The sequence below is a fragment of the Azospirillum sp. TSO5 genome (assembly GCF_003116065.1).
Taxonomy (GTDB): domain Bacteria; phylum Pseudomonadota; class Alphaproteobacteria; order Azospirillales; family Azospirillaceae; genus Azospirillum.
Genome location: NZ_LGQY01000007.1, coordinates 1 through 21,777 on the forward strand (window position 1 = coordinate 1; position 21,777 = coordinate 21,777).

Annotated in this window: 16 protein-coding genes; 7 read left to right on the forward strand and 9 right to left on the reverse strand. The window is 67.8% G+C overall.

The genetic code is table 11. The features are described 5' to 3' along the window. Nucleotides 1-146: 146 nt before the first annotated feature. Nucleotides 147-2,027 carry a right-handed parallel beta-helix repeat-containing protein gene (locus TSO5_RS01865; RefSeq protein ID WP_109149994.1) on the reverse strand — a complete coding sequence of 627 codons (1,881 nt, stop codon included), beginning with the start codon at nucleotides 2,025-2,027 and terminating at the stop codon, nucleotides 147-149. Between the two features lie 411 nt (nucleotides 2,028-2,438). Between TSO5_RS01865 and TSO5_RS01870 the strand changes: the two genes are divergently transcribed. Next, nucleotides 2,439-3,071, forward strand: coding sequence for a cold shock domain-containing protein (locus TSO5_RS01870; RefSeq protein WP_247870538.1), 633 nt, complete (start codon nucleotides 2,439-2,441; stop codon nucleotides 3,069-3,071). Between the two features lie 72 nt (nucleotides 3,072-3,143). On the opposite strand, the gene TSO5_RS01875 is transcribed toward TSO5_RS01870, so the two are convergent. Genes TSO5_RS01875 through TSO5_RS01885 form a run of 3 tightly spaced genes read right to left on the reverse strand, consistent with a single transcriptional unit; the run spans nucleotide 3,144 to nucleotide 7,787 of the window. Further along, complete coding sequence (locus TSO5_RS01875) at nucleotides 3,144-4,868, reverse strand: ShlB/FhaC/HecB family hemolysin secretion/activation protein (protein WP_247870539.1); 1,725 nt, start codon at nucleotides 4,866-4,868, stop codon at nucleotides 3,144-3,146. 32 nt (nucleotides 4,869-4,900) lie between these two features. Further along, a complete protein-coding gene (locus TSO5_RS01880) occupies nucleotides 4,901-7,039 on the reverse strand; it encodes an adenylate/guanylate cyclase domain-containing protein (RefSeq protein ID WP_109149996.1) in 2,139 nt (712 codons plus the stop codon). A 25-nt stretch (nucleotides 7,040-7,064) separates the two neighbouring features. Next, complete coding sequence (locus TSO5_RS01885) at nucleotides 7,065-7,787, reverse strand: hypothetical protein (protein ID WP_109149997.1); 723 nt, start codon at nucleotides 7,785-7,787, stop codon at nucleotides 7,065-7,067. 300 nt (nucleotides 7,788-8,087) lie between these two features. On the opposite strand from TSO5_RS01885, the gene phoU reads away from it, so the two are divergent. The 3 genes from phoU (at nucleotide 8,088) to TSO5_RS01905 (ending at nucleotide 11,668) form a co-directional block, all read left to right on the forward strand. Beyond that, complete coding sequence (gene phoU, locus TSO5_RS01890; RefSeq protein WP_109149998.1) at nucleotides 8,088-8,858, forward strand: phosphate signaling complex protein PhoU; 771 nt, start codon at nucleotides 8,088-8,090, stop codon at nucleotides 8,856-8,858. 219 nt (nucleotides 8,859-9,077) lie between these two features. Next, nucleotides 9,078-10,244, forward strand: coding sequence for an ATP phosphoribosyltransferase regulatory subunit (locus TSO5_RS01900; protein WP_109149999.1), 1,167 nt, complete (start codon nucleotides 9,078-9,080; stop codon nucleotides 10,242-10,244). A 131-nt stretch (nucleotides 10,245-10,375) separates the two neighbouring features. Beyond that, nucleotides 10,376-11,668 (forward strand): adenylosuccinate synthase, encoded by a 1,293-nt coding sequence (locus TSO5_RS01905; RefSeq protein WP_109150000.1) that lies wholly within the window; start codon nucleotides 10,376-10,378, stop codon nucleotides 11,666-11,668. 76 nt (nucleotides 11,669-11,744) lie between these two features. Here TSO5_RS01905 and TSO5_RS01910 read toward each other — a convergent pair whose 3' ends face one another. Both TSO5_RS01910 and TSO5_RS01915 read right to left on the reverse strand, forming a co-directional pair. Continuing rightward, nucleotides 11,745-12,449, reverse strand: a complete 705-nt coding sequence (locus TSO5_RS01910) for an SDR family oxidoreductase (protein WP_109150001.1) — start codon at nucleotides 12,447-12,449, stop codon at nucleotides 11,745-11,747. Between the two features lie 93 nt (nucleotides 12,450-12,542). Next, nucleotides 12,543-12,995: an Rrf2 family transcriptional regulator gene (locus TSO5_RS01915; RefSeq protein WP_085085625.1), complete on the reverse strand. Its 453-nt coding sequence runs from the start codon at nucleotides 12,993-12,995 to the stop codon at nucleotides 12,543-12,545. 257 nt (nucleotides 12,996-13,252) lie between these two features. On the opposite strand from TSO5_RS01915, the gene TSO5_RS01920 reads away from it, so the two are divergent. Then, nucleotides 13,253-13,885: an MBL fold metallo-hydrolase gene (locus tag TSO5_RS01920; protein WP_109150002.1), complete on the forward strand. Its 633-nt coding sequence runs from the start codon at nucleotides 13,253-13,255 to the stop codon at nucleotides 13,883-13,885. A 156-nt stretch (nucleotides 13,886-14,041) separates the two neighbouring features. Here TSO5_RS01920 and TSO5_RS01925 read toward each other — a convergent pair whose 3' ends face one another. Together TSO5_RS01925 and TSO5_RS01930 are read right to left on the reverse strand one after the other, a co-directional pair. Further along, on the reverse strand, nucleotides 14,042-14,863 hold the full coding sequence (locus tag TSO5_RS01925) for a ParB/RepB/Spo0J family partition protein (protein WP_109074711.1): 822 nt from the start codon (nucleotides 14,861-14,863) through the stop codon (nucleotides 14,042-14,044). 139 nt (nucleotides 14,864-15,002) lie between these two features. Beyond that, nucleotides 15,003-17,150 carry a methyl-accepting chemotaxis protein gene (locus TSO5_RS01930; RefSeq protein WP_146203656.1) on the reverse strand — a complete coding sequence of 716 codons (2,148 nt, stop codon included), beginning with the start codon at nucleotides 17,148-17,150 and terminating at the stop codon, nucleotides 15,003-15,005. Nucleotides 17,151-17,435: 285 nt separating this feature from the next. Here TSO5_RS01930 and TSO5_RS01935 point away from each other — a divergent pair, with 285 nt between their 5' ends. Together TSO5_RS01935 and TSO5_RS01940 are read left to right on the forward strand one after the other, a co-directional pair. Continuing rightward, nucleotides 17,436-18,011, forward strand: coding sequence for a ribose ABC transporter permease (locus TSO5_RS01935; RefSeq protein WP_247870540.1), 576 nt, complete (start codon nucleotides 17,436-17,438; stop codon nucleotides 18,009-18,011). A 12-nt stretch (nucleotides 18,012-18,023) separates the two neighbouring features. Beyond that, nucleotides 18,024-19,340, forward strand: a complete 1,317-nt coding sequence (locus TSO5_RS01940; RefSeq protein ID WP_247870541.1) for a class I SAM-dependent methyltransferase — start codon at nucleotides 18,024-18,026, stop codon at nucleotides 19,338-19,340. A gap of 158 nt (nucleotides 19,341-19,498) precedes the next feature. On the opposite strand, the gene TSO5_RS01945 is transcribed toward TSO5_RS01940, so the two are convergent. Beyond that, nucleotides 19,499-21,658: a malate synthase G gene (locus TSO5_RS01945; RefSeq protein ID WP_109150006.1), complete on the reverse strand. Its 2,160-nt coding sequence runs from the start codon at nucleotides 21,656-21,658 to the stop codon at nucleotides 19,499-19,501. Nucleotides 21,659-21,777 lie beyond the last annotated feature (119 nt).

Genomic DNA, 21,777 nt, shown 5'->3' on the forward strand with positions numbered 1-21,777 from the left:
CGGTTCGGCGGCGCCGGCGTCGTTCGCGTCGGGAGGCGCTTTATAGGCGAGCCCTCCCGAACCGCGCAAGAGCTTTTTTCATCCCCATGTCGTTTTTTTGACGGAGGCCGGCGAGGGGCGCCGAAACGGTCGGCGCCCCTGCCCCGTCAATAGGCGGCGTGGTCCCAGAACTGAGCCATGCTGCTGTCGGCATGGTAGCCGTCGGTACCCATCGACGACCAGCTGAGGTCATGGATGCCATGGGACAGAACCGGGGCGTGGTCCTTCAGCGAGTAGTCACCATGGGCGCTGTCCCGGAAGCCGGGATTGAAGACCGCGTCATTCGGGCCATAAGCACGGCCGTTGGCAGCGACGTTGCCGTCCATGGTCAGCCTGCCGGGGCTGAGCAGCTTCCAATACTGGTTGATCGGCATGTCGCCGGCCGCGAGGTTATGGATCACCATGTTGTCGTGGGGACGGGCCTCGGCACCGGCCTTCGGCACCCATTCCAGGCGGATGAACGCATCTTCCGGACGGCTGGCGACGCCGAAGTTGTTTTCCAGCAGATTGTCGTCGCCGCCATGGACATAGATTCCGGCCCAGGCGAAGCCCTTCACGAAGTTGTCGCGCACCACGACGCCACTGGTCAGGTCGTCGAGCGAGATGCCCCAGCCCTTGTGATCGGTCAGCCAGTTGCCCTTGCCGTCGGTGGCGAGGCCGCCGGTGTCGATCACCTCGTTGCCACGGATGACGGAGCCCATGTCCTGGGCGGAGCGGCCCAGCATCTCGATGCCGCCGCCGTCAGCGGTCTCCTGCCCGACATGGTGGATCTTGTTGAACTCCACGATGTTCTTGCGGTTCAGCTGGCCGTCGTCCCATTCCTTGAACGACACGCCGTACCGCGGGGCATCGGTGATGTCGTTGTGGCTGACCAGCGTGTTGCTGCTGCCGACCGCGCCGATGCCAGCCCCGCCCTTGGTGATCTGGCCGATATGCTCGATGGTGTTGGCGTAGATGCGGTTGCCGTTGGCGGCATGGATCATCGAAACGCCGTTGTTTCCGAGCTGCTCCATATGGTTGCCGGCGATGCGGCTGTTGTCGGTGCCGTCAAGCGAAACCGCGGTTCCGACATTGACGAAGTGGTTGCCTCCGACCGAGTTGCCGTGCCCGCCCTGCATCGACAGCGCCGAGCCGTCATAGCGGGTGTCGGAGAAGGTCAGCCCTTCGATGCTGACGTCGCTGGCGTTGCTGGTCTTGATCAGCGTGCCGAGCCGGGCGACGACCACGCCGTCCGACTGGAAGCTGCCGGCATGCTCCGGCTTGACCACCAGCTTGCCGTCGCTGGCGCGCCAGCCGAATTCACCGGGGTCGCGGATCAGCGAAGCGTCATTCATCAGCCGATAGGTGCCGCCGGTGCGCAGCCCATAGGAGGCGGCGTCGTCGAGCGTCACCGTGTGGTGATACTGGTCGATCGCCTTCACATGCGAGATGTCGTCCTTCAGCCGTTCGGTGTCGAAGGTCTGAACGACCAGCCCGGCATGGGGCTTCAGGCCCGACGGAATGTCGCCGTTCGAGAAGTTGAAGCTGGTCTTGCTGGCGCCGCTGGCGTTGGCCTTCAGCACATGCCAGCCGCTGGTCGCGGCATTGGCCGGGTTGAAGTCGCCGGTCTGCGCCGCATGCTGGCGGACGCCGCCGATGCTGACGTCCAGGCCATTGGCGGAGGAGAGCTTGGCGGAATAGAGTCCCTTGCCCTCATAGGTGAAGCCGGTCACCCGCTCCCCGCCGCTCAGGACCGGCGTCTCGCTCTTGTAGGCGAGGAAGCTGTGGCCGTCGTCGTGGGAGTCGAGAGTCAGCGTCTTGTTCAGGCGATAGGTGCCGCCACGAACATAGGTGGTGTCGATGTCGCTCGCCCGCATTGCGTCCCGCGCCTTCTCGAGGCTGGCGAAGGGACCGTCGGTGCCGGCGGCGTTGGGAGCGGCGAGCCGCCCGGACCAGCTGTCATTGCCCTTGGTGGACACGAAAAAAGCGGTCTGGTCGGTGGTCGTCATAAGTCATTCCTCCGTTCTGATGAAGGCATGAGTCGAATTTTTTAGTTAAAAATTTATTTACAGCTTAAGTACCTCCGATGGACAGGTTGTGACTGCAAGATCAGCAATTTGTATCCTGATACCGCACCGGAATTTCGTAACGTTCTTGACCGATTTTGTTTGTGAAACCGGAATATGGATGGTGATTTGGATTCACACTGCTTCGCTCGCGCAATGCGGGTAGGAGCGGAAGCCCGGACGGTTCCGGCAATTGCGGAAAAGTTACAGGCCATCGCCGCGCTGGCCACTTTCTGGAATTTTATGATAAGCTTGCCACCGCCGGGGTCTTGTTCTTGGTCATACAGCGGTGCCGCGCCCAGTTCAGCGTCAGGGCCGCCCTTCCCCGGCTACAGGACGTGAAAGGGACCTGTCTTGAGCGAAGAGTTGAAGAACGTCACCGCGACGAACGTCACCGCGACGGTAAAGTGGTTCAAGCCGGAAAAGGGTTTTGGTTTCGTCCGCCTCGCCGATGGCTCCGGAGAGGCTTTCTTGCACGCTTCGGTCCTGGCCGCCGCCTCCCTGCCCAACCCGGTCGAGGGCACGACGGTCGTCTGCGATCTGGCCCAGGGCGCCAAGGGACCCCAGGTCGTCGCCATTCACTCCGCCACGCCGCCGGAAACGCCGCCGGCTCCGCGTGCCCGCAACCAGCGCCCGCCGCGCGCCACCGCCTCGGCCGCACAGCCGATGGGCCAGCCCCCCGGCATGGGAGCGCAGCCTGACGATGGCGAGGGCTTCGCCCGTCCGCCGAAGCCGCCGCGCGAACGTCGCGAACGCCAGGCGGAGCCAGCCGGCCCGGCCACGATGGCCTACGGGACGGTGCGCTGGTACAATCTGGACAGCCAGTCCGGTCTGATCGAGCCGTGGGAAGATGGCGCGACCGTCTATTTCGACCGTGCGACCCTGCGCCAGTCGGGCCTGGACATCGTCGCCGACGGCGAAGACGTCCGCTATCTGGCCGTCGGGTCGGAGGACGCCCCGGTCGCCCAGCGGGTCGAGCTGATCTGATAAAGGCGTTGCCGGAAGCAGCCGCGCGGTGGCGTTCTCAAGCCGGCCGCGCGGCTTTCGGAATGCGCAGACTCAGAACCGCGTCGAGAGTGTGAAGAAGGCGCGCGGGGCGCGATCCTGCGTGCTGAACGGCGTGGTGATGAAGGGCTTGGCAAGCTCAACGCTGGCGTCGATGCGCCGGAACACGCCGAACCGCAGGCCGACGCCGGCCGAGGCGAGCGACCGGCGACCGTGGCGCGTGCCGCCCTCGTAGTTGTAAACCGCACCATAATCGCCGAAGCCATAGGCGACCGCGTAATCCAGCCCCTCCTCCTGGACCGGCAGGATGTATTGCAGTTCCGCCCGGCCGGCGAAGCCGCTGTCGCCGGTGATCTCCGACGGGTCGAAGGCACGGCCATACTGCTTGCCGCCGAGACCATATTCCTCCGACGAAAGAAGCTGGTCAGGGCTGTATTGCGCCTCGCCGGACAGGGCGAGGACCAGCGTGTCGGTCAGCGGCTGGTTGCGCTGGGCCGAGACCAGCAGCTTGCGGAAATCGCTGCGCCCGCCGCTGCGGGTCAGGTTGGCGCTGCCGGATTCCGTGGCGTTCAGGATGTCCAGGCCCTTGGACAGTTCCGCCGTCAGCAGGTTCGACCCGCCCCAACCGTCGGCGAAATCATAGGAGACGTTGGCGGAGACGATGCGCAGACGGTCCTGCGACAGCTTGTCGCCCAGCGCGTCGGTGCGGCTGTCGCGGATGGTGAAGCCAAGGCCCGCTCGCAAGGTCTCCGTACGACTGCGGATGAAGGGATGCGACACCGCCACGCGGCCGGAGGTGGTCAGGCTGTAGAGGTCGAGCGGACGCACGCTGTCGCCGGGCTGCGACCAGGAGCGGCGGACGCCATACTCCACCGTCGTGCCTTCGGCATCGACCGGCACCAGTTGCCCAACGTCGAAGAAGCGCAGTTCGCGGATCTGCGGGGTGACGATGCCCTGGGCGGTGGTGCGCTCGAACAGGCCAAGCTGGTCCTCGACGCTGGCGACACCGGTCAGCTGAAACGGACCGATGGAGCGGGTGCCACGGTTGTCGAGCGACAGGAAGCCGTTGAAGGGCGTGCGCTCCAGCGCCAGCGTCAGGCGCGAGGCGCCGGGGGTGTCCGGCGACGCCTCCAGCACCGTCTTCACCGCGACGCCGGGCAGGTCGTCGGCCAGCAGGACATAGCGCTCCATATCCGCCATGCGCAGCGGACGGGAGGCCTTGATCTTCTCCCCCATCCGCCGCAGCAGGCCGAGCCGGTCGGTCGCCTCGCCCTGGACGACCACCTCGTCGACATAGCCCTCCACCACCTGCAGGCGGACGACGCCGTCGCGGATGCGCTGCGCCGGCACCACCGCCTGGGACAGCACATAGCCGTCGTTGCGGTAGCGCGCGGTGATAGCGTCGCGGATGGCATAGAGGTCGGCCAGGGTGATCGGCTTGCCCAGCTTGTCGCGCCACAGGGCGGACAGGCTGCCGCTGTCATAGACGCTGTTGCCGTCGATGCGGACCTCGCTCAGCGTCAGGGTGATGCGCTCTGCATCGCGGGGCGGCGGCGCCCTCTCCGGTGCCGGCATTTCGATCTCCGGCTTGGATTGCGGCACTGCCGGCCGTTCGAAGCGCTGCTCCAGCCGGTTGGGATCGAGCGAGGGCGGCAAAACCGGTGGCAAAGCCGGCGACACCGCCTGGGCCAGCGCCGGCAACGGACAGGCGGCGCCGGCCAGCAGCAGGGCGGACAGGCGGGCGAGCCGATGCAGGCGTCGCGGCACGGGAGTGGGCATGGCGGTTCGGGACACGGCTTGTCGTCGTCCGGCTATTTGTCGGTGAGGGCGGTGACGCCGGCCCAGTCCGGCTCGGGCGCCAGGCCGACGCGCTTTTCCGCCTTGTGCAGCATCGCCAGGGCGGCGCCGTCGGTAGCGACCAGGGCGCGGAAGCCGGCGGCTGCGGCCTCGAACCGGCCGGCGCGCCAGTGGTTGAGGGCGGCCGCGTAGGCCGCGCGCTGGGCGCGGTCTTCCGGATCGGCGCGGCGGCTGTCGGACAGCGGCTCGAACACCTCGACCGGTTCGCTGCGGCCGACGACCTGCACGATGTCGAGCGCGCGGAAGGCCTCCGGGTCGCCGTGATGGCGCATGGTCTCGCCGCTGACCATCAGGACGGTGTTGTAGTATTTGTTGGCGCCCTCCAGCCGGGACGCCAGATTCACCGTGTCGCCCATCACCGTGTAGTTGAAGCGGCGGGGCGAGCCGATGTTGCCGATCAGCGCCGGGCCGGTGGCGATGCCGATGCGGTTGGAGCCGCGCCCGCTGGCCGTCGCCAGCAGGGTCGGATCGTCCGCCATCGCTTGACGCATCGCCAGAGCCGCCGCCACCGCGGCGCGGGCATGGTTGTCGATGGCATAGGGGGCGCCGAAGACCGCCAGCACGGCGTCGCCGATGTATTTGTCGACGAAGCCGCCATGCGCCTCGATGATGTCGGTCATCACCGTGAAATAGCGGTTCAGCACGGCAACCAGGGCTTCCGGCTCCATCCCCTCCGACATCTTGGTGAAGCCGGCGATGTCGCAGAACAGGATCGACAGGTCGCGCTCCTCACCGCCCAGGCTGGGCGACTGGCCCGACGCGATCATGTCGTCGATCAGCGATCCCGGCAGATAGAGCTTGAAGGCGTTGCGGATGTGCCGCTGGTCGCGGTCCAGCACGGCGAAGCGCAATCCCAGCGCCAGCGGGAAGACCAGCAGCGCCGCCAGCGCCGCCTGCAGATAGGGCAGGACCAGCCCGCCCTGGAAGGCCTCCACCGCCACGCCGCTCCACCCCGCCAGCAGCAGGAGCAGGCCGAATGCCGCCACCGGCGGCCGGGTCGCCAGCGTCACCAGGGCGGCCAGACCGGCCAGCAGCAGGACCAGCGCCACGCCGGCCGGCCGGCCGGCCTCCGCCAGCGCATCATGCGCCATCAGGTTGGAGATGGCGGCGGCATGGATGTAGACGCCGGGGATGCTGTCGCGGGTACGGCCGGCGACATACAGCTCGCTCATCACCGGCAGGGCGCAGCGTTCGGGAAGATTCACCCCCTCCGGCTTCGTGACCCAGCGGTTGGAGGAGAGCTTGCGGTCCTCCACGTCCAGCACGGTGCCGACCATCACCGCCTTGCCCTTGAACTGGCTGGCGAAGAAGTCGGTCTTGCCGGCCTCGGCGCAGGCGTACAGGTCGGCCAGCGAATAGGTCGGGATGGCGCCCGGCGCGGTCGCATGGTTGACCAGCAGCCGGTTGCCCTCCCCGCCCGGAATCCGGTAGCCGGCCATGGTGGCGGAGCCGTCGGCCCCCCGCTCCAGCGGCGCCTTCAGCGCCCGCGACGCCACCTCCACCGCCATGCCCGGCTCGGCCTTCGGCTTGCCGTCGGGACCGGCCACGGTCAGCGTCAGCGGAACGCGGCGCAGCACGCCGTCCGGATCCTCGACCAGATTGACCGAGCGGACATTGTTGACCCCGGCGGCGATCATATAGCCGCGGTAGGGCATCAGCGGATCGCTCTGATGCTGCACCTTGGCCAGCACCAGCCGCCCCTCCTTGCCGCCGCGGCGCAGGGTCAGCAGGTAATCGCGCTCGAATCCGGGGATCAGCGTCTCGACCGAGGTCGGGTGGACGAGGTCGAGGCCGATGGCCGCCGCCCCGCCGTCCAGCATGGCGCCGAGCACGGTGCCCAGCCGCGGCCCCCACAGCGCCTGCGGCGTGCCGGCGAAGGGCGGGCGGCGGTAGGTCTCCTCATCGATGCCGACCACCACCACCGGCGACGGGTCGGGAGCCGGGCGGGGGCCATGCAGCCGCTCCCGCAGCCAATAGAGGCTGTCGATCGACGGCCCCTGCAACGAGGATGAGGCCGTCAGCACCAGAAGTGATGCTACGACCGGCGCCACCGCGCCGAGCAGGACCAGCCGGACGCGCCGGGGCAGCCTCATCCTCTTCAACGGTCGTGCCCGCCGCTCAGAAGCGGATCAGGCGGCCAAGCGCCGGACCGCCGCCGGCCGCGGCCTTCTCGTCGATCTTCACGATGAAGGACTTCTGCCCGGCGGAAACCTTGTAGAGGCCGCCCGCCTCCAGCCCGCTGCCCTTCTTCGCTGTGTCCAGCGTGGTGCCGGGCACATTGACCGTGGTCAGCGCGATGCCCTGCACGTCCAGCCGGTCGATGGTGACGGGGCCGGGAGCCGACAGGATCAGCACCGGATGGGTCTTGAACAGGGTCAGGTCCGGCTTCGGCAGCGGCGCCTTCATGCCCGGCAGGGCGATGGGCGCGCTGCGGAAGACGGTCACCCCCGCCTTGCCCGCCTCGTTGGAGGCCAGCAGCAGCTTGCCGCCGTCGCAGGGCAGCGTGTGGCGGTCGATGCTGCCGCCCTCCACCGCCGACTCGCGGGCGCCGACCGTCACCGATCCGCCGGTGATCGTCTCGTTCACGCAGGATTCCAGATAGCTCAGCGTCAGCGTCTGCCCGGCCTTCAGCGCCACGGTGCGGCCGGTTGCCAGATAATCCATCGGCTGCACGCCGTCGACGCCGTCCGACACATCCTCAACCAATGCGGTGGGGGCGCCTGCGGCCGGCGCCGGATCGGCGGCGAGCGCCAGCGGCGACGCAGCCAGCAGAAGCAGGGACCCTGCGGCGATGGCGCGGCCGGGCATCCGAAGGACAGGCATCAGGAACGCGACGGACATGGAAAACGGCCTCCCGGTCAGTGCAGGGGGGATGTACCCCATGCGGACGGTTTCAATACGGCTCCGTACCCTTTAGCGAAGTTACCGAGTTACTTCAAATCCAATACGTCGCCGGCAGCCAGGGTCACAGCGATAGCGCCAGTAAAGACCGGCCGTCCAGGCGACACACGATTGTCAAGGAAGTGAAATAAACCCGCCACACCGGCGTCATGACCACAGGCTAATATACACGTCCCGCGCGTGGCGGCCCTGCGGGCTGTGGCGGACGGACCGGACATCATTGGAGCGTCGCGACCGAACATGGGCACCGAACACATCGTCCGCTCCTTCGCGCAGGAATTGCAGCGCCTGTCCAACCTCATCACCCAGATGGGCGGCGTGGCCGAGGCGCAGGTCGAAGCGGCGGTGAAGGCGGTGACCCGCCGCGACGTCGGGCTCGCCTCGCAGGTGATGCAGGCCGATGCCCGGCTCGACGCCTATGAACGCGACATCGACGCGGAGGCGGTGCGGCTGCTGGCCCTGCGCCAGCCGATGGCGCAGGACCTGCGCGAAATCGTCTCCGCCCTGAAGGTCTCCGCCGACCTGGAGCGGATCGGCGACTATGCCGCCAACATCGCCAAGCGGTCGCTGGCGCTGGCCCAGGTGCCGGTGGTGCGGCCGGCGGCCGGCATCCCGCGCATGGGCCGGCTGGTCGAGGCGATCCTGAAGGAGGTGCTCGACGCCTATATCGAGCGCGACGTCGACAAGGCCATCGCCGCCTGGGAACGCGACGAGGAGCTGGACGACCTCTACACCAGCCTGTTCCGCGAGGTCCTGACCTATATGATGGAGGATCCGCGCAACATCACGCCCTGCACGCATCTGCTGTTCATGGCGAAGAACCTGGAGCGGATCGGCGACCACGCCACCAACATCGCCGAGATCATCCATTTCCTGGTGGTCGGCTCGCCGCTGACCGTGCTGCGCCCGAAGAACGACGGCAGCAGCTTCGCCGTGGTGTCGCCGGCCGCTCCGGACATCGACCTGCCGCTCCCTCCCGACGAGGACGCCGGCCCGGTCGACGCCGGCTGAGTCCCGCCCTCCCCGCCCGCCTGCGCAGTTGCCGACCCTCCCTTCGGCAGCGACACTTTGCCCGTCCCCTGCGACGGATCCGCCCGCGCAGGGGAGATACCGCCACCGTGCGGGGCTTTTCCGTTTGCATGCGGCGCGGGGGTCGGGTATTAGCCCGCCCCGTGTGCCCGACATTCGCCGCGGCATCCCTGTCCCTGCCTGCAACGAGACACGCTGGTCATGCCCGCCGACGCACTGAGCTCCGCCCTGCTTCCCGCCGGACTGCACGACGTGCTGCCGTCCGAAGCGGCGCATGAGGCGGCCGCCGTCGAACGCCTGCTGGCGGAATTCGCCGCGCAGGGTTACCGCCGCGTCGATCCGCCCCTGGTCGAGTTCGAAGAGAATCTGCTCTCCGGCCCCGGCGCGGCGATGTCCAAGCAGACCTTCCGACTGATGGACCCGCATTCGCAGCGCATGATGGCGGTCCGCGCCGACATCACCCCGCAGATCGCCCGCATCGCCACCACCCGCCTGAAGAACGAGGCCCGGCCGCTGCGCCTGTGCTACGCCGGGCAGGTGCTGCGGGTGAAGGGATCGCAGCTGCGCCCCGAACGCCAGTTCACCCAGGTCGGCGTCGAGCTGATTGGTGCGCTGGAGGCGGAGGCCGACGCCGAGGTGGTTCTGCTGGCTGTCCAGGCGCTGACCGCCATTGGCGTGCCGCACCTGTCGGTCGACCTCTGCGTGCCGACCATGGTCTCGCGCATCTGCGCCGGGCTGGGGCTGGGCGAGGATGAAATCCGCGAGCTGCGCGCCGCGCTCGACCGCAAGGACTCCGCCGCCGTGGCGGCCGTCGGCGGCCCGGCGGCCAAGCTGCTCGAAACGCTGATGAGCGCCTCCGGTCCCGCCGACCGCGCCATGCAGGCGCTGGCCGCCCTGCCGCTGCCGGAGGGCGCCGAGAAGGACCGCCGCCGGCTGACCGACACGCTGGCCCTGCTGCGCGCGGCGATGCCGGACCTGACGGTGACCATCGATCTGGTGGAGCATCGCGGCTTCGAATACCAGACCGGCCTCAGCTTCACCCTGTTCTCCCGCGCGGCGGGGGAACTGGGCCAGGGCGGACGCTACCGCGCCGGCGCTCAAGGCGAGGCCAAGGGAGATGGTCGCGGGGAGCCGGCGACCGGCTTCACGCTCTACATGGACACGCTTCTGCGCGCGGTTCCGGCGGCCAAGGCCCCCGGCCGGGTGTATCTGCCGCATGGCAGCGGTTGGGAGACGGCGCGCAAGCTGCGGGCCGACGGATGGGTGACGGTCGCCGGGCTCGCCCCGGTGGCCGATGCGGTCGCGGAAGCCAAACGGCTCCAGTGCGGCCATTGGCTGGCCGGCGGGGACGTCAAGCCGGTCGGATGACCCTGGGTTCAAACGACTTGGGTTCAAGCGAGTTGGGTTCAGGGTGAACGGACCCCCACGCCGCGCGGATGGTGCCCTGCGGTGGATCGGGCGGTTGAGCGGTTCCTTTTGAAGTTTTGCGGAGACGAGAGATGGCCAACGTTGCGGTGGTCGGCGCCCAGTGGGGCGACGAGGGCAAGGGCAAGATCGTCGACTGGCTGTCCAGCCGGGCCGATGTGGTGGTGCGCTTCCAGGGCGGTCACAACGCCGGCCACACGCTGGTGATCAACGGCGTCGAATACAAGCTGAGCCTGCTGCCGTCCGGCGTGGTGCGCCAGAGCAAGCTGTCGGTCATCGGCAACGGCGTCGTCTTCGACCCGTGGGCCTTCATCCGCGAAGTCAACGCGATCAAGGAAAAGGGCGTCTCCGTCACGCCGGAAAACCTGATCGTCGCCGAGAACGTGCCGCTGATCCTGCCGGTGCACAGCGCCCTGGACAAGGCGCGCGAAGAGGCCAAGGGCGCCGGCAAGATCGGCACCACCGGCCGCGGCATCGGTCCGGCCTATGAGGACAAGGTCGCCCGCCGCGCCATCCGCCTGTGCGACCTGACCGACGACGCCGTGCTGGTGGAGAAGGTCGACGCCCTGCTCGCCCACCACAACGCGCTGTTCCGCGCGCTGGGTGCGCCGGAGATGACCCCGGCCGACATCCTCGACCCGCTGCGCGAGATCGCCCCGCAGGTCCTGCCCTACGCCGCCGTCGTCTGGAAGCAGCTGGACGAACTGCGCCGCGCCGGCAAGCGCATCCTGTTCGAAGGCGCCCAGGGCACGATGCTCGACATCGACCACGGCACCTATCCGTACGTCACCTCCTCCAACACGGTGGCCGGCAACGCCGCCGCCGGCAGCGGCATGGGTCCGCGCGCCGTCGGCTATGTGCTGGGCATCTGCAAGGCCTACACCACCCGCGTCGGCTCCGGCCCCTTCCCGACCGAACTGCTGGACGACATCGGCGAGCTCATCGGCCAGAAGGGCAAGGAGTTCGGCGTGGTCACCGGGCGCAAGCGCCGCTGCGGCTGGTTCGACGCCGTCATGGTCCGTCAGGCGGTCAAGACCGGCGGCATCGACGGCATCGCCCTGACCAAGCTGGACGTGCTGGACGGCTTCGACGAGATCAAGGTCTGCGTCGGCTACAAGCTGGACGGTAAGGAGATCGACTACTACCCGTCGAACGCCGGTTCCCAGGCCCGCGTCGAGCCGATCTACGAGACCTTCGAAGGCTGGAAGGACACCACCCGCGGTGCCCGCTCCTGGGCGGAGCTGCCGGCCCAGGCCGTCAAGTATGTCCGCCACATCGAGGAGCTGATCCAGGCCCCGGTCGCCCTGCTGTCGACCAGCCCGGAACGCGACGACACCATCCTGATGACGGACCCCTTCTCCGACTGATACGGCGGGGAGTTCCCAAGCAAAAAGGGCCGGCATTTCGCCGGCCCTTTTTCGTTTCCGAACCTATGCGCCCGGATCAAACCGAGCGCGTCAGCCCGCCGTCGACCCGGATGTTCTGGCCGGTGATGTAGCCGGCGCCCGGCGAGGCCAGGAAGGCCACCGTCGCCGCGATCTCGTCGCTGCTGCCATAGCGCTGCATCGGCACGCTCTGGCGCCGCTCCTCGGTCCCAGGCAGGCTGTCGATCCATCCCGGCAGGACATTGTTCATCCGCACATTCTCCGCCGCATACTGGTCGGCGAAGATCTTGGTGTAGGCGGCCAGCCCCGCCCGCGCGACGGCGGAGGTCGGGAACATGGCGCTCGGCTCGAACGCCCAGGCGGTGGAGATGTTGACGATGGAGCCCGCCTTCTGAGCCACCATGATCGGTGCCACCAGCCGGACCGCCCGCACGACGTTGAGGAAATAGACCTCGATCCCGCGGTGCCAGTCCTCGTCGCTGATTTCCAGCAGGGGACCACGCGGCCCATGGCCGGCGCTGTTGACCAGCGCGTCGATGCGGCCCCAGCGCTGCATGGCGGCATCGACCAGCCGCTTCAGGTCGTCGTTGGACTGGTTCGACCCGGTGACCCCGATGCCGCCCAACTCATCGGCCAGCGCCTCGCCCTTGCCGGAGGAGGACAGGATCGCAACCTTGAATCCGTCGGCCGCCAGCCGGCGCGCCGATGCCGCCCCCATGCCGCTGCCCCCGGCCGTGATGACGGCCACCTTCACCTCTGACATCCCTATCCCTCCCTGACAAATGGTTGGGCCAACCATACGGGAGGGCCGCCCGCCGCCTCAAATGCGATTTCAGCGGGGCGGCTGGCGGGACGGTCAGATGTCGAAGTTGGCGGCGATGCTGCCGGTGGACTGGCGGTGGCGCAGGGCGTCGGCCAGCGTCCGGTTGTCCAGCACGGAGGCGGTGGCGTCGCGGACCTGCAGCATCAGCCAGCGGACCGAGCAGGTCTCCGTATCGATGCAGTCCTCGCACGGCTTGAAGGATCCCTTGCTGGCGCAGGGGAGCGGGGCGAGATGGCCGTCGATCAGGCGAATCACCTCGCCGAAAGTGATCTGTGCGGCGGGGCGGGCCAGCCGATAGCCGCCGCTCTTGCCGCGCTTGGCGAACAGGATGCCTTCCTTGCGCAGCTCGACCAGAATCGCTTCCAGGAATTTGCGCGGGATGTTCTCGCGCTCCGCGATGTCGGCGATCAGGATCAGGTCGCCGGTGTCCTTCTCCGCCAGCATGATGAGGGCACGCAACGCATATTTGGCTTTCTGCGACAGCATTCCGGCGGAATCCGTTTATTGCGGCGGCGGATGGTTGGTCCACCCCCGATCTAAAGCTTCGGTGGTTAACATTTCGTACCGGCCCGGTATTCCACCCAAAGGCGTGTTCCCGCCGGACGCCCGGACCTTAGCCAGTTTCGCCGGCCATTGCGACCGGCTTTGCGCGAATGGTTTGCGGCATCCGGCGCGGGCGCGCTAAGGTCCCCTCGGCCCAAGGGGTCATTCAGCCATATTCCCGCAGAGTCGAAGGTCAGGACATGCAGTACGCCATCGTTCCGGTCACCCCGTTCCAGCAGAACTGCACGGTGCTCTGGTGCCCCGAGACGATGAAGGGCGCCGCCATCGATCCCGGCGGCGACCTGGACCGCATCCTGGCGGCGGTGACGGCGAAGGGCGTGACGCTGGAGAAGATCCTGGTCACCCATGGCCACATCGACCATGCCGGCGCCGTCGCCGATCTGGCCGACAAGCTGTCGCTGCCGATCGAGGGGCCGCACCGCGACGACCAGTTCTGGATCGACGGCATGCCGATGCAGAGCCAGATGTTCGGCTTCCCGCCCGTCCGCTCCTTCACGCCCGACCGCTGGTTGGAGGAAGGCGACACGGTGACCGTCGGCAACCAGACGCTGGAGGTCCGCCACTGCCCCGGCCACACCCCCGGCCACGTCGTGTTCGTCCATCGGCCGTCGAAGCTGGCCATCGTCGGCGACGTGCTGTTCCAGGGCTCGATCGGCCGCACCGACTTCCCCAAGGGCAACTACGGCGACCTGATCGCCTCGATCCGCGACAAGCTGTTCCCCTACGGCGACGACTTCGCCTTCATCCCCGGCCACGGCCCGATGTCGAATTTCGGCGAAGAGCGGCTGTACAATCCGTTTTTGAACGACTGATTGAACTGAGTTGCCCCCTCCCCATCCCTCCCCCTCTTCGAGGGAGAGGGGGTAGGACGCTTATCAGCGTGGCTTAATTGTCGGGACGGCGGCAGTCCCCTCTCCCGCGGAACGCGGGGGAGGGTTAGGGAGGGGGCAAAACGCCGCAGCCGGCTCTCAATCCACCATCGGCTCGTCACCCAGCAGAAGGTCGATGCGGCGACGCAGGCTGATGAGTTCGCGGCGCTGCATGTCGTCGACATAGGCGCGGTGCTCGCGCGGGTCGCCCAGCCGGGCGGTCGCGCGGCGCAGCGCGTCGAGAAAGCGGCCGACCGCCGACATGGTGCGCAGCGACGGTTCCTTGGCGGCGTCCTTGCGGCTGCGGGCGGCCTGGACGGTGCCGTCGCCGGCCTTCACCTGCTCCCACAGCGCCATCTGCTCGTCCAGATCCTTGATCCAGGCGATCTCGATCAGGGTGGAGCGCGAGACGTCGTGATGGGCGGCGGCATATTCCTGCTTGATCGTTTCCGGCAGGCTGTTCAGCCGCAGGGTGTGGCTGACGTTGCTCTGGCTCTTGCCGATGATGCGGCCGAGTTGTTCCTGGGTGTAGCCGAAGCGGTCGATCAGGCGGGACAGCGCCTCCGCCAGTTCCAGCGCGTCCAGATCGACGCGCTGCACATTCTCCACCAGCGTCAGTTCGTCCGGATTGCCGGAGGTGACCAGCGCGTAGATGGTCGCCAGCCCCAGCATCTCATGCGCCCGCAGCCGCCGTTCGCCGGCGACCAGCCGATGGCCGCCCACGACCTCCTGCACCAGGATCGGCTGCTTCAGCCCGTAATGCGCAATCGAGTCGGCCAGACTCTGCATCTCCTGCGGGTCGAAATGGCGGCGCGGCATGCTTGGATTGCGCATTACCCGTGCGACGTCGAGTTCCAACAGCCGGGGCGGCTTGCCCGTATCGTCGAACAGATCCGAATGATCGGGTGCGAGCGTCGGCATGTCGTATCCAGATTCCCTGTTCACCATTCCTTCCGGCTTCGCAACCGTGCCCCGTCCATTGCAGCGCTGTCAACGGCGCAGTGAGAAGAAAAGGGGAACAGGGAATTGTGGCTTCGCCGTCGCCGGCCAAGTCATCCCATCACGCCGCCTTGATGTCGGCCAGGAAACGTTCGATCTCCGCCCGCAGATGTCCGGCCTGCCGCGTCAGATCCTGGGACGAGGTCAGCACCTCTTCGGCGACCGTCTTGGTCGTATCGGCGGACCGCGCCACGCCATCGATGATCGCGGTTACCGATTGCGTCGCCTTTGCGGCCTGTTCGGCGTTGGCGGCGATGTCCATCGTTGCGGTGCCCTGCTCATCGATGGCGTTGGCGACGATGCCGGAGATGCGGCCCATATCCTCGATGACACGGGCGATCTCGCCGATGGAGGCGGCGGCTCCGTCCGTCACCGACTGCATCGTGCCGATCTGGCTGCCGATCTCGTCGGTGGCCTTGGCGGTCTGGGAAGCCAGATGCTTGACCTCGTTGGCGACGACGGCAAAGCCTTTGCCCGCTTCCCCGGCCCGCGCCGCTTCGATGGTGGCGTTCAGTGCCAGAAGGTTGGTCTGCGCCGCGATGTCGTGGATCAGTTGAACCACGGTGCCGATTCGACCGGCGGTCTCCACCACCACGCGCATGGTTTCGCCCGCCTGCGCGGCGGCGCCGATGGCGGCCTGGGTGATGCGGCCCGATTCCTCGATGTGACGACCGATGTCGCCGATGGAGGCGCGCAGCTGGTTGGCGGCCGACGCCACCGTTCCGACGTTGCTCGCCGTCTGATCGGCCGCCGCGGCGACGCTGGTCGCCTCGTGCAGCGTCCGGTCGGCGCCGTCGCTCATCGACCTGGCCGTCGTCTCCAGCCCGCCGGCGGCGCTGGCCACCGCGCGGACGATACCGCCGACGCGGGCATCGAAGCCGTCGGTCACCTGTTCCAACTGGCGGGTCCGTTCCTCGCGCAGGGCGCGGATCCGCTCCTGCTCCATATGGAGGTCGTCGGCCTTGATCAACGCCTCCTTGAACACCTGCATGGCGCCGGCCATCCGTCCGATCTCGTCGTGGCGCTCCTGCGCCGGCACGTCGAGCCGGCGTTCGCCCTGGGCCAGACGCTGCATCGCCTCGCACATCGCCGACAGCGGACGGGTGATGCCGCGGGCGAACAGGATGCCACCGATGCAGATGACCAGCAGCAGGGCGGCCCCGGCACCGATCATCTGGTCGCGCATCGAATGGACAGGCGCCAGGATCTCGTCCACAGCCGCCTCCGCCAGCACCAGCCAGTGGACGCCGTTATGGGTCATCGGCCGGTAGGCGGTCAGTGCCGGACCGCTGCCGGCGAAGTTCGTCGCCTCCAACACCCCGGTGTGGTCGGAATCGCCTTTGATGGTGCCCATGGCGCCGCCCTCATAGGGCGTCAGCACCGCCGTTCCCTTGGCGAAGCGGGGCGTGCTGCGCAGCTTGCCGTCCTCCCCGACCAGGAACGTATCGCCACTGTCCCCCATGCCGCCGGTGGCGCGCATGATGCGATCCAGCCCGTTCGGCTCGATGCGGAAAACCAGGGTGGCCAGGAGCTGGGCTCCCCCGTTCGGCAGGTTCAACACCACCGGAGCGGCCAGGAAGGCCGAAGCTGCGCCATCGGCCGGCGCGTAGGCGCTGAAATCGGCGATCCGGGCCTCATCCGGCTTGGGATCGCGCTTCACCGAGTCGGCCAGGGCGGCGAGCGGACCTTCGGCCGGCTTGCCGAAATCGCCGCCTTTCGCGGCGCTATAGAGCACAGCCCCGTCCTGCGACAGCAGCAGCACGTCGGCCAACCCGCGGCGCAACATCAGATCAGCCATCCAGGACTGCAGCCGGAGATGCGCCATGTCGTACATGGTGTTCATATCCGGCTTCTCGAGCTTGTAGCGCTCGGCCGGCGGGTTGGGATTGTCATCGACATAGCGCTTGCGCAGCAGAGTGCCGGGGTCGCCTCGATCGGCCTCGACTCTCCAGCCGTTGCCCAGCGCCACCGCGGCATCGCGCATTGAGCGCGTGTTCGCCGTAAGGACGATGTCGCCCTCCAACCCCTCCAGATAGGACTGGACGCTGGCGGCGCGGGCGTCCGCCAGCGCCACCAACTTGTCCTGTGCCGCCGTGCGCAGCCTGTCGGTGGCCGCGGAGTAGGCGAAGCTGCCAAGCAGCAGTGCCGTCAGCACCGCCGATCCGACCACGGCACCGGGGATCTTGTGACGCAGAAGCAATCTTCTCAAGGTTGTGCCCCTCCCATGCAAAGCGCCGGTTGGCCCGGCTTGACTGGCGTGACGAACAGCCGCTCCTGCCCGCCGGACATTTCCGATCCGACCGAGCCGCTGGACGTTGCGCCGCCTACGTACAATTCTATGCGCAAACCATTAACAGAATCCGTCATATCCTTTTAATCGTTTTGTTAAACGATCGTTCAAAATCCATTCGGCTGGCGCAATGAAACGTAACTCAGTAGAAAGGGTTGATGCAGAGCCGAGGAATTGATCCGGCGTCTGTTGGGAGGTCGGTCGATGTCACTTGCTGAACGCAAGCTCTTTGTCGAGCGCTGGATTCGCTCACCCCTGAAGGTCGCGTCGGTCACGCCAAGCGGTCCTGAACTGTGCCGGGTCATGGCGAAGGCCGCCGGTTGCAGCCCCACAAAGCGGGTGGTGGAGTTGGGTCCGGGCACCGGTCCGGTCACTTCGGCGCTGTTGGCCCATGGCGTCACTCCCGACAATCTGCTGATGGTGGAACTCGACCCCGCCTTCGCCGACCATCTGTCGATCCTGCACCCCAACGCCACCGTGGTGCGCGGCGACGCGACGCGGGTCCACCGCATCGTCCAGGCCCATGGCTGGGAATCTTGCGACGCGGTGGTGTCGGGCCTGCCGCTGATCGCCATGCCGCTGTCGGTCCAGGCCCGGATCGTGCGCGGCGCCTTTTCCGTGCTGGCGCAGGACGGCGTTTTTGTGCAATTCACCTATGGTCCCTTCGCCCCGGTCAATCCGGAACTGATCCGGCGGCTGCGGCTGAAGCCGCGGCGCCATGCCTGGATCGCCCGGAACCTGCCGCCGGCGTCGGTCTGGACCTTCCGCCGGCTGCCCTGACGACGAGTCATTTTGACCGCTGACACTGTATTCGACGAAGCGCGCGCCCTGATCGACGCGCGCCGTTACCGCCCCGCCCTGCGCCTGCTGCGCGGCGACGCCTTCCCTCTTGGGCTAGAACGGCTCCACCTGCTGGGTCTGGCCCATCTCGGCCATCGCGACGCCCCGGCGGCCATCGCCTGCCTGCGCCGCGTCCTGGCCAACCGGCCGGACGATCCGGACCTGCTGTCCTCCCTGGCCCGGGCCCATCAGGCCGACAACGCCCCCTTCCCCGCCGTCCGCTGGTTCGAGCGCGCCGCCCGCCTCACACCCGGCGACGCCGCGCTCACCGCATCCCTGGCCGGCGCCCTGCGCCGCGACGCCCGCTATGGCGATGCTCTGGCCCTGGCGCGGGCGGCGATCCGTGATGGCGACACCTCGCCCGACATCCGCTATGAGGCGGCGATGGCCGCGGCCTATCTCGGCGAGGATGCGGAGTCGCTGGCCCATTTCGACGCTCTGCTCGCCGACGATCCCGAACATGCCGCCGCGTGGTTCGGCAGCCACGCCCAGGCGCTGCACCACCATGGCGCCGAGGAAGCGCTGCGCCGCCTGTGCCGCGCCACCCGCTGCGGCGGCGCCAACGGCAAATATTGGGGCTATCTCGCCGCCACCCTGCGCCTGCTCGGCCGCATTGCGGAGGCCGATGCCGTCGAGACCGAGCAGATCGGCGACAATCCAAAGCGCCGTCCGCTTCCCGATGGCGCCAGGGCGCTGCTGCCGAAGCTCTCCCCCGACTTCCGCCTGTTCGGCAACAGCGGCCGGCTGCTGCGCCACGCGCTGGCCTGCGCCGCGACTTCCGGTCTGGTGCTGGAGTTCGGCGTGCGGCGCGGCACCTCGCTCAACCACATCGCCGACGAGGCTGGGCAGGAGGTCCACGGTTTCGATTCGTTCGAGGGACTGCCGGAGGGCTGGGTCAACTCCCCCCGCGGCGTGCTGACCACCGGCAGCCAGCTGCCGCCGGTGCGCGACAACGCCCGCCTGCATGTGGGCTGGTTCGAGGACAGCCTGCCGCCGTTTCTGACGGCTCATCCGGGGCCGGTGCGCTTCGTCAATGTCGACAGCGACATCTACGCCTCGGCCCGCACCGTGCTGACCGCGCTGGCCGACCGGGTGCGGCCGGGGACGATCATCGTGTTCGACGAGTATATCGGCAACCGCAGCTGGCGCGACGACGAATACCGGGCATTCCAGGAATTTGCCGCGGAGAACGCGGTCCGGTACGAGTATTTCGCGGCCAGTCCCTACACCAAGCAGGTGGCGGTGCGGGTGTTGGGGATCAGATTGTAGATTCTGCCTCGAATGCCCCCTCCCCATCCCTCCCCCGCTTCGCGGGAGAGGGGGTAGGACGCTTGGTGAAGCTTAGCAAAGGAGCGGCGGCAGTCCCCTCTCCCGCCGAAGGCGGGGGAGGTTAGGGAGGGGGCAAAACCTCTCCCACCGCCATCACCTCACCCCGCCGCCTTCACCTGACGGCGGCGCGCATGCAGGACCGGCTCCGTGTAGCCGTTCGGCTGGACGCGGCCCTTGAACACCAGATCGCACGCGGCCTGGAAGGCGATGCTGCCGTCGAAGTTGCCGGCCATCGGCTTGTACAGCGGGTCGCCGGCATTCTGCTTGTCGACGACGGCGGCCATGCGCTTCATGACCTCCATCACCTGGGCCTCGGCGCAGATGCCGTGGTGCAGCCAGTTGGCGATGTGCTGGCTGGAGATGCGCAGGGTGGCGCGGTCTTCCATCAGCCCGACGTCATGGATGTCCGGCACCTTGGAGCAGCCGACGCCCTGGTCGATCCAGCGCACCACATAGCCGAGGATGCCCTGGGCGTTGTTCTCCAGCTCCTGCCGGATCTCGTCCTCCGACCAGTTGGGACGGTCGGCGAGCGGGATGGTCAGGATGTCGGACAGGGCGGCCGCTTGACGCTTGGCCAGCTGGTCCTGCACCTCGGCCACGTTCACGGCGTGATAGTGGGTGGCGTGCAGGGTGGCGGCGGTCGGCGACGGGACCCAGGCGGTGTTGGCGCCGGCCTTCGGATGGCCGATCTTCGCGACCAGCATGTCGGCCATCAGGTCCGGCATCGCCCACATGCCCTTGCCGATCTGGGCGCGGCCCTTCAGCCCGGCGCGCAGGCCGACATCGACATTGTTGTCCTCGTACGCCGAGATCCACTTGGTGGCCTTCATCGCCGCCTTGCGGACGACCGGGCCGGCCTCCATCGAGGTGTGGATCTCGTCGCCGGTGCGGTCGAGGAAGCCGGTGTTGATGAACACCACGCGGTCCTTGGCGGCGCGGATGCACTCCTTGAGGTTGACGCTGGTGCGGCGCTCCTCGTCCATGATGCCGACCTTGAGGGTGTTGCGGGCCATGCCCAGCAGGTCCTCGACGCGGCTGAACAGCTCGTCAGCGAAGGCGACCTCTTCCGGCCCGTGCATCTTCGGCTTCACGATGTAGACCGAGCCGGCGCGGCTGTTGCGCAGGCCGCCCGCGGCCTTCAGATCGTGCAGCGCGATCAGCGAGGTGAAGACGCCGTCCAGGATGCCTTCCGGCGCCTCGCTGCCGTCGGACAGCTTGACCATGTCGATGGTCATCAGGTGGCCGACGTTGCGGACCAGCAGCAGGCTGCGGCCATGCAGGGTGACGCTGCCGGTCGGCGTGGTGTAGACGCGATCCGGGTTCAGCTTGCGGACGACGGTCTTGTCGCCCTTCGGGAAGCTGGCCTCCAGCGTGCCCTTCATCAGGCCCAGCCAGTTACGGTAGGCGACGACCTTGTCCTCCGCATCCACGGCGGCGACGGAATCCTCGCAGTCCTGGATGGTCGACAGCGCCGCTTCCAGCACGACGTCGGCGACGCCGGCCGCGTCGTCCTTGCCGATCACGCTGTTGCGGTCGATACGGATTTCGATGTGGGTGCCGTTCTGGACCAGCAGCACAGCCGACGGCGCCGAAGCCTCGCCCTGCCAGCCGACGAAGGCGGCCTTGTCCTTCAGGCCGGTCTTGCCGCCGCTCTTCAGCGTCACCGCCAGCGTGTCGCCCTCGACGGCATAGCCGGTGGCGTCGGCATGGCTGCCCTCGGCCAGCGGAACGCTGTCGTCCAGGAACTTGCGCGCCCAGGCGATCACCTGCGCGCCGCGGGCGGCGTCATAGCCGCCGGCCGCCGGGGTGCCGGGAATGGCGTCGGTGCCGTACAGCGCGTCGTACAGGCTGCCCCAGCGCGCGTTGGCGGCGTTCAGGGCATAGCGGGCGTTGGTGATCGGCACCACCAGCTGCGGACCGGCGAGATAGGCGATTTCCGGATCGACATTGCCGGTGCCGACGGCGAAATCGCCGCCCTCCGGCACCAGATAGCCGATCTCGCGCAGGAAGGACTCGTATTCGGCCTGATCGAAGAGCTTGCCGCGGCGGGCGGTATGCCACGCGTCGATCTGCGCCTGCAGGCTGTCGCGCTTGTCGAGCAGAGCCTTGTTGCGCGGCGCCAGCTCGTGCAGGATCTGGTCGAGGCCGGTCCAGAGACGGTCGGCGTCGACACCGGTCCCCGGCAGCGCCTCGTCATTGATGAAGTCGTACAGCGGTTGGGCGATTTCGAGGCCGCCACGGCGGATCCAGTTGCTCATCTCGTTGCGTGTCCCATTCTCTTGCGCTCGGTTCGCAGACTCCTCTCCGGGAGTCTTGGTTCATCGGTTATCGCGTCTTCCGCGCGAGCCGGTCAACACAATGTCGCACCGCAGCGTAT

Bases quoted from the DNA above. Each gene is read 5' to 3' on its own strand.
- TSO5_RS01865 (WP_109149994.1), bottom strand. From the start codon at position 2,027: ATGACGACCACCGACCAGACCGCTTTTTTCGTGTCCACCAAGGGCAAT.
- TSO5_RS01875 (WP_247870539.1), bottom strand. From the start codon at position 4,868: ATGCCCACTCCCGTGCCGCGACGCCTGCATCGGCTCGCCCGCCTGTCC.
- TSO5_RS01880 (WP_109149996.1), bottom strand. From the start codon at position 7,039: ATGAGGCTGCCCCGGCGCGTCCGGCTGGTCCTGCTCGGCGCGGTGGCG.
- TSO5_RS01885 (WP_109149997.1), bottom strand. From the start codon at position 7,787: ATGTCCGTCGCGTTCCTGATGCCTGTCCTTCGGATGCCCGGCCGCGCC.
- phoU (WP_109149998.1), top strand. From the start codon at position 8,088: ATGGGCACCGAACACATCGTCCGCTCCTTCGCGCAGGAATTGCAGCGC.
- TSO5_RS01900 (WP_109149999.1), top strand. From the start codon at position 9,078: ATGCCCGCCGACGCACTGAGCTCCGCCCTGCTTCCCGCCGGACTGCAC.
- TSO5_RS01905 (WP_109150000.1), top strand. From the start codon at position 10,376: ATGGCCAACGTTGCGGTGGTCGGCGCCCAGTGGGGCGACGAGGGCAAG.
- TSO5_RS01910 (WP_109150001.1), bottom strand. From the start codon at position 12,449: ATGTCAGAGGTGAAGGTGGCCGTCATCACGGCCGGGGGCAGCGGCATG.
- TSO5_RS01915 (WP_085085625.1), bottom strand. From the start codon at position 12,995: ATGCTGTCGCAGAAAGCCAAATATGCGTTGCGTGCCCTCATCATGCTG.
- TSO5_RS01920 (WP_109150002.1), top strand. From the start codon at position 13,253: ATGCAGTACGCCATCGTTCCGGTCACCCCGTTCCAGCAGAACTGCACG.
- TSO5_RS01925 (WP_109074711.1), bottom strand. From the start codon at position 14,863: ATGCCGACGCTCGCACCCGATCATTCGGATCTGTTCGACGATACGGGC.
- TSO5_RS01935 (WP_247870540.1), top strand. From the start codon at position 17,436: ATGTCACTTGCTGAACGCAAGCTCTTTGTCGAGCGCTGGATTCGCTCA.
- TSO5_RS01945 (WP_109150006.1), bottom strand. From the start codon at position 21,658: ATGAGCAACTGGATCCGCCGTGGCGGCCTCGAAATCGCCCAACCGCTG.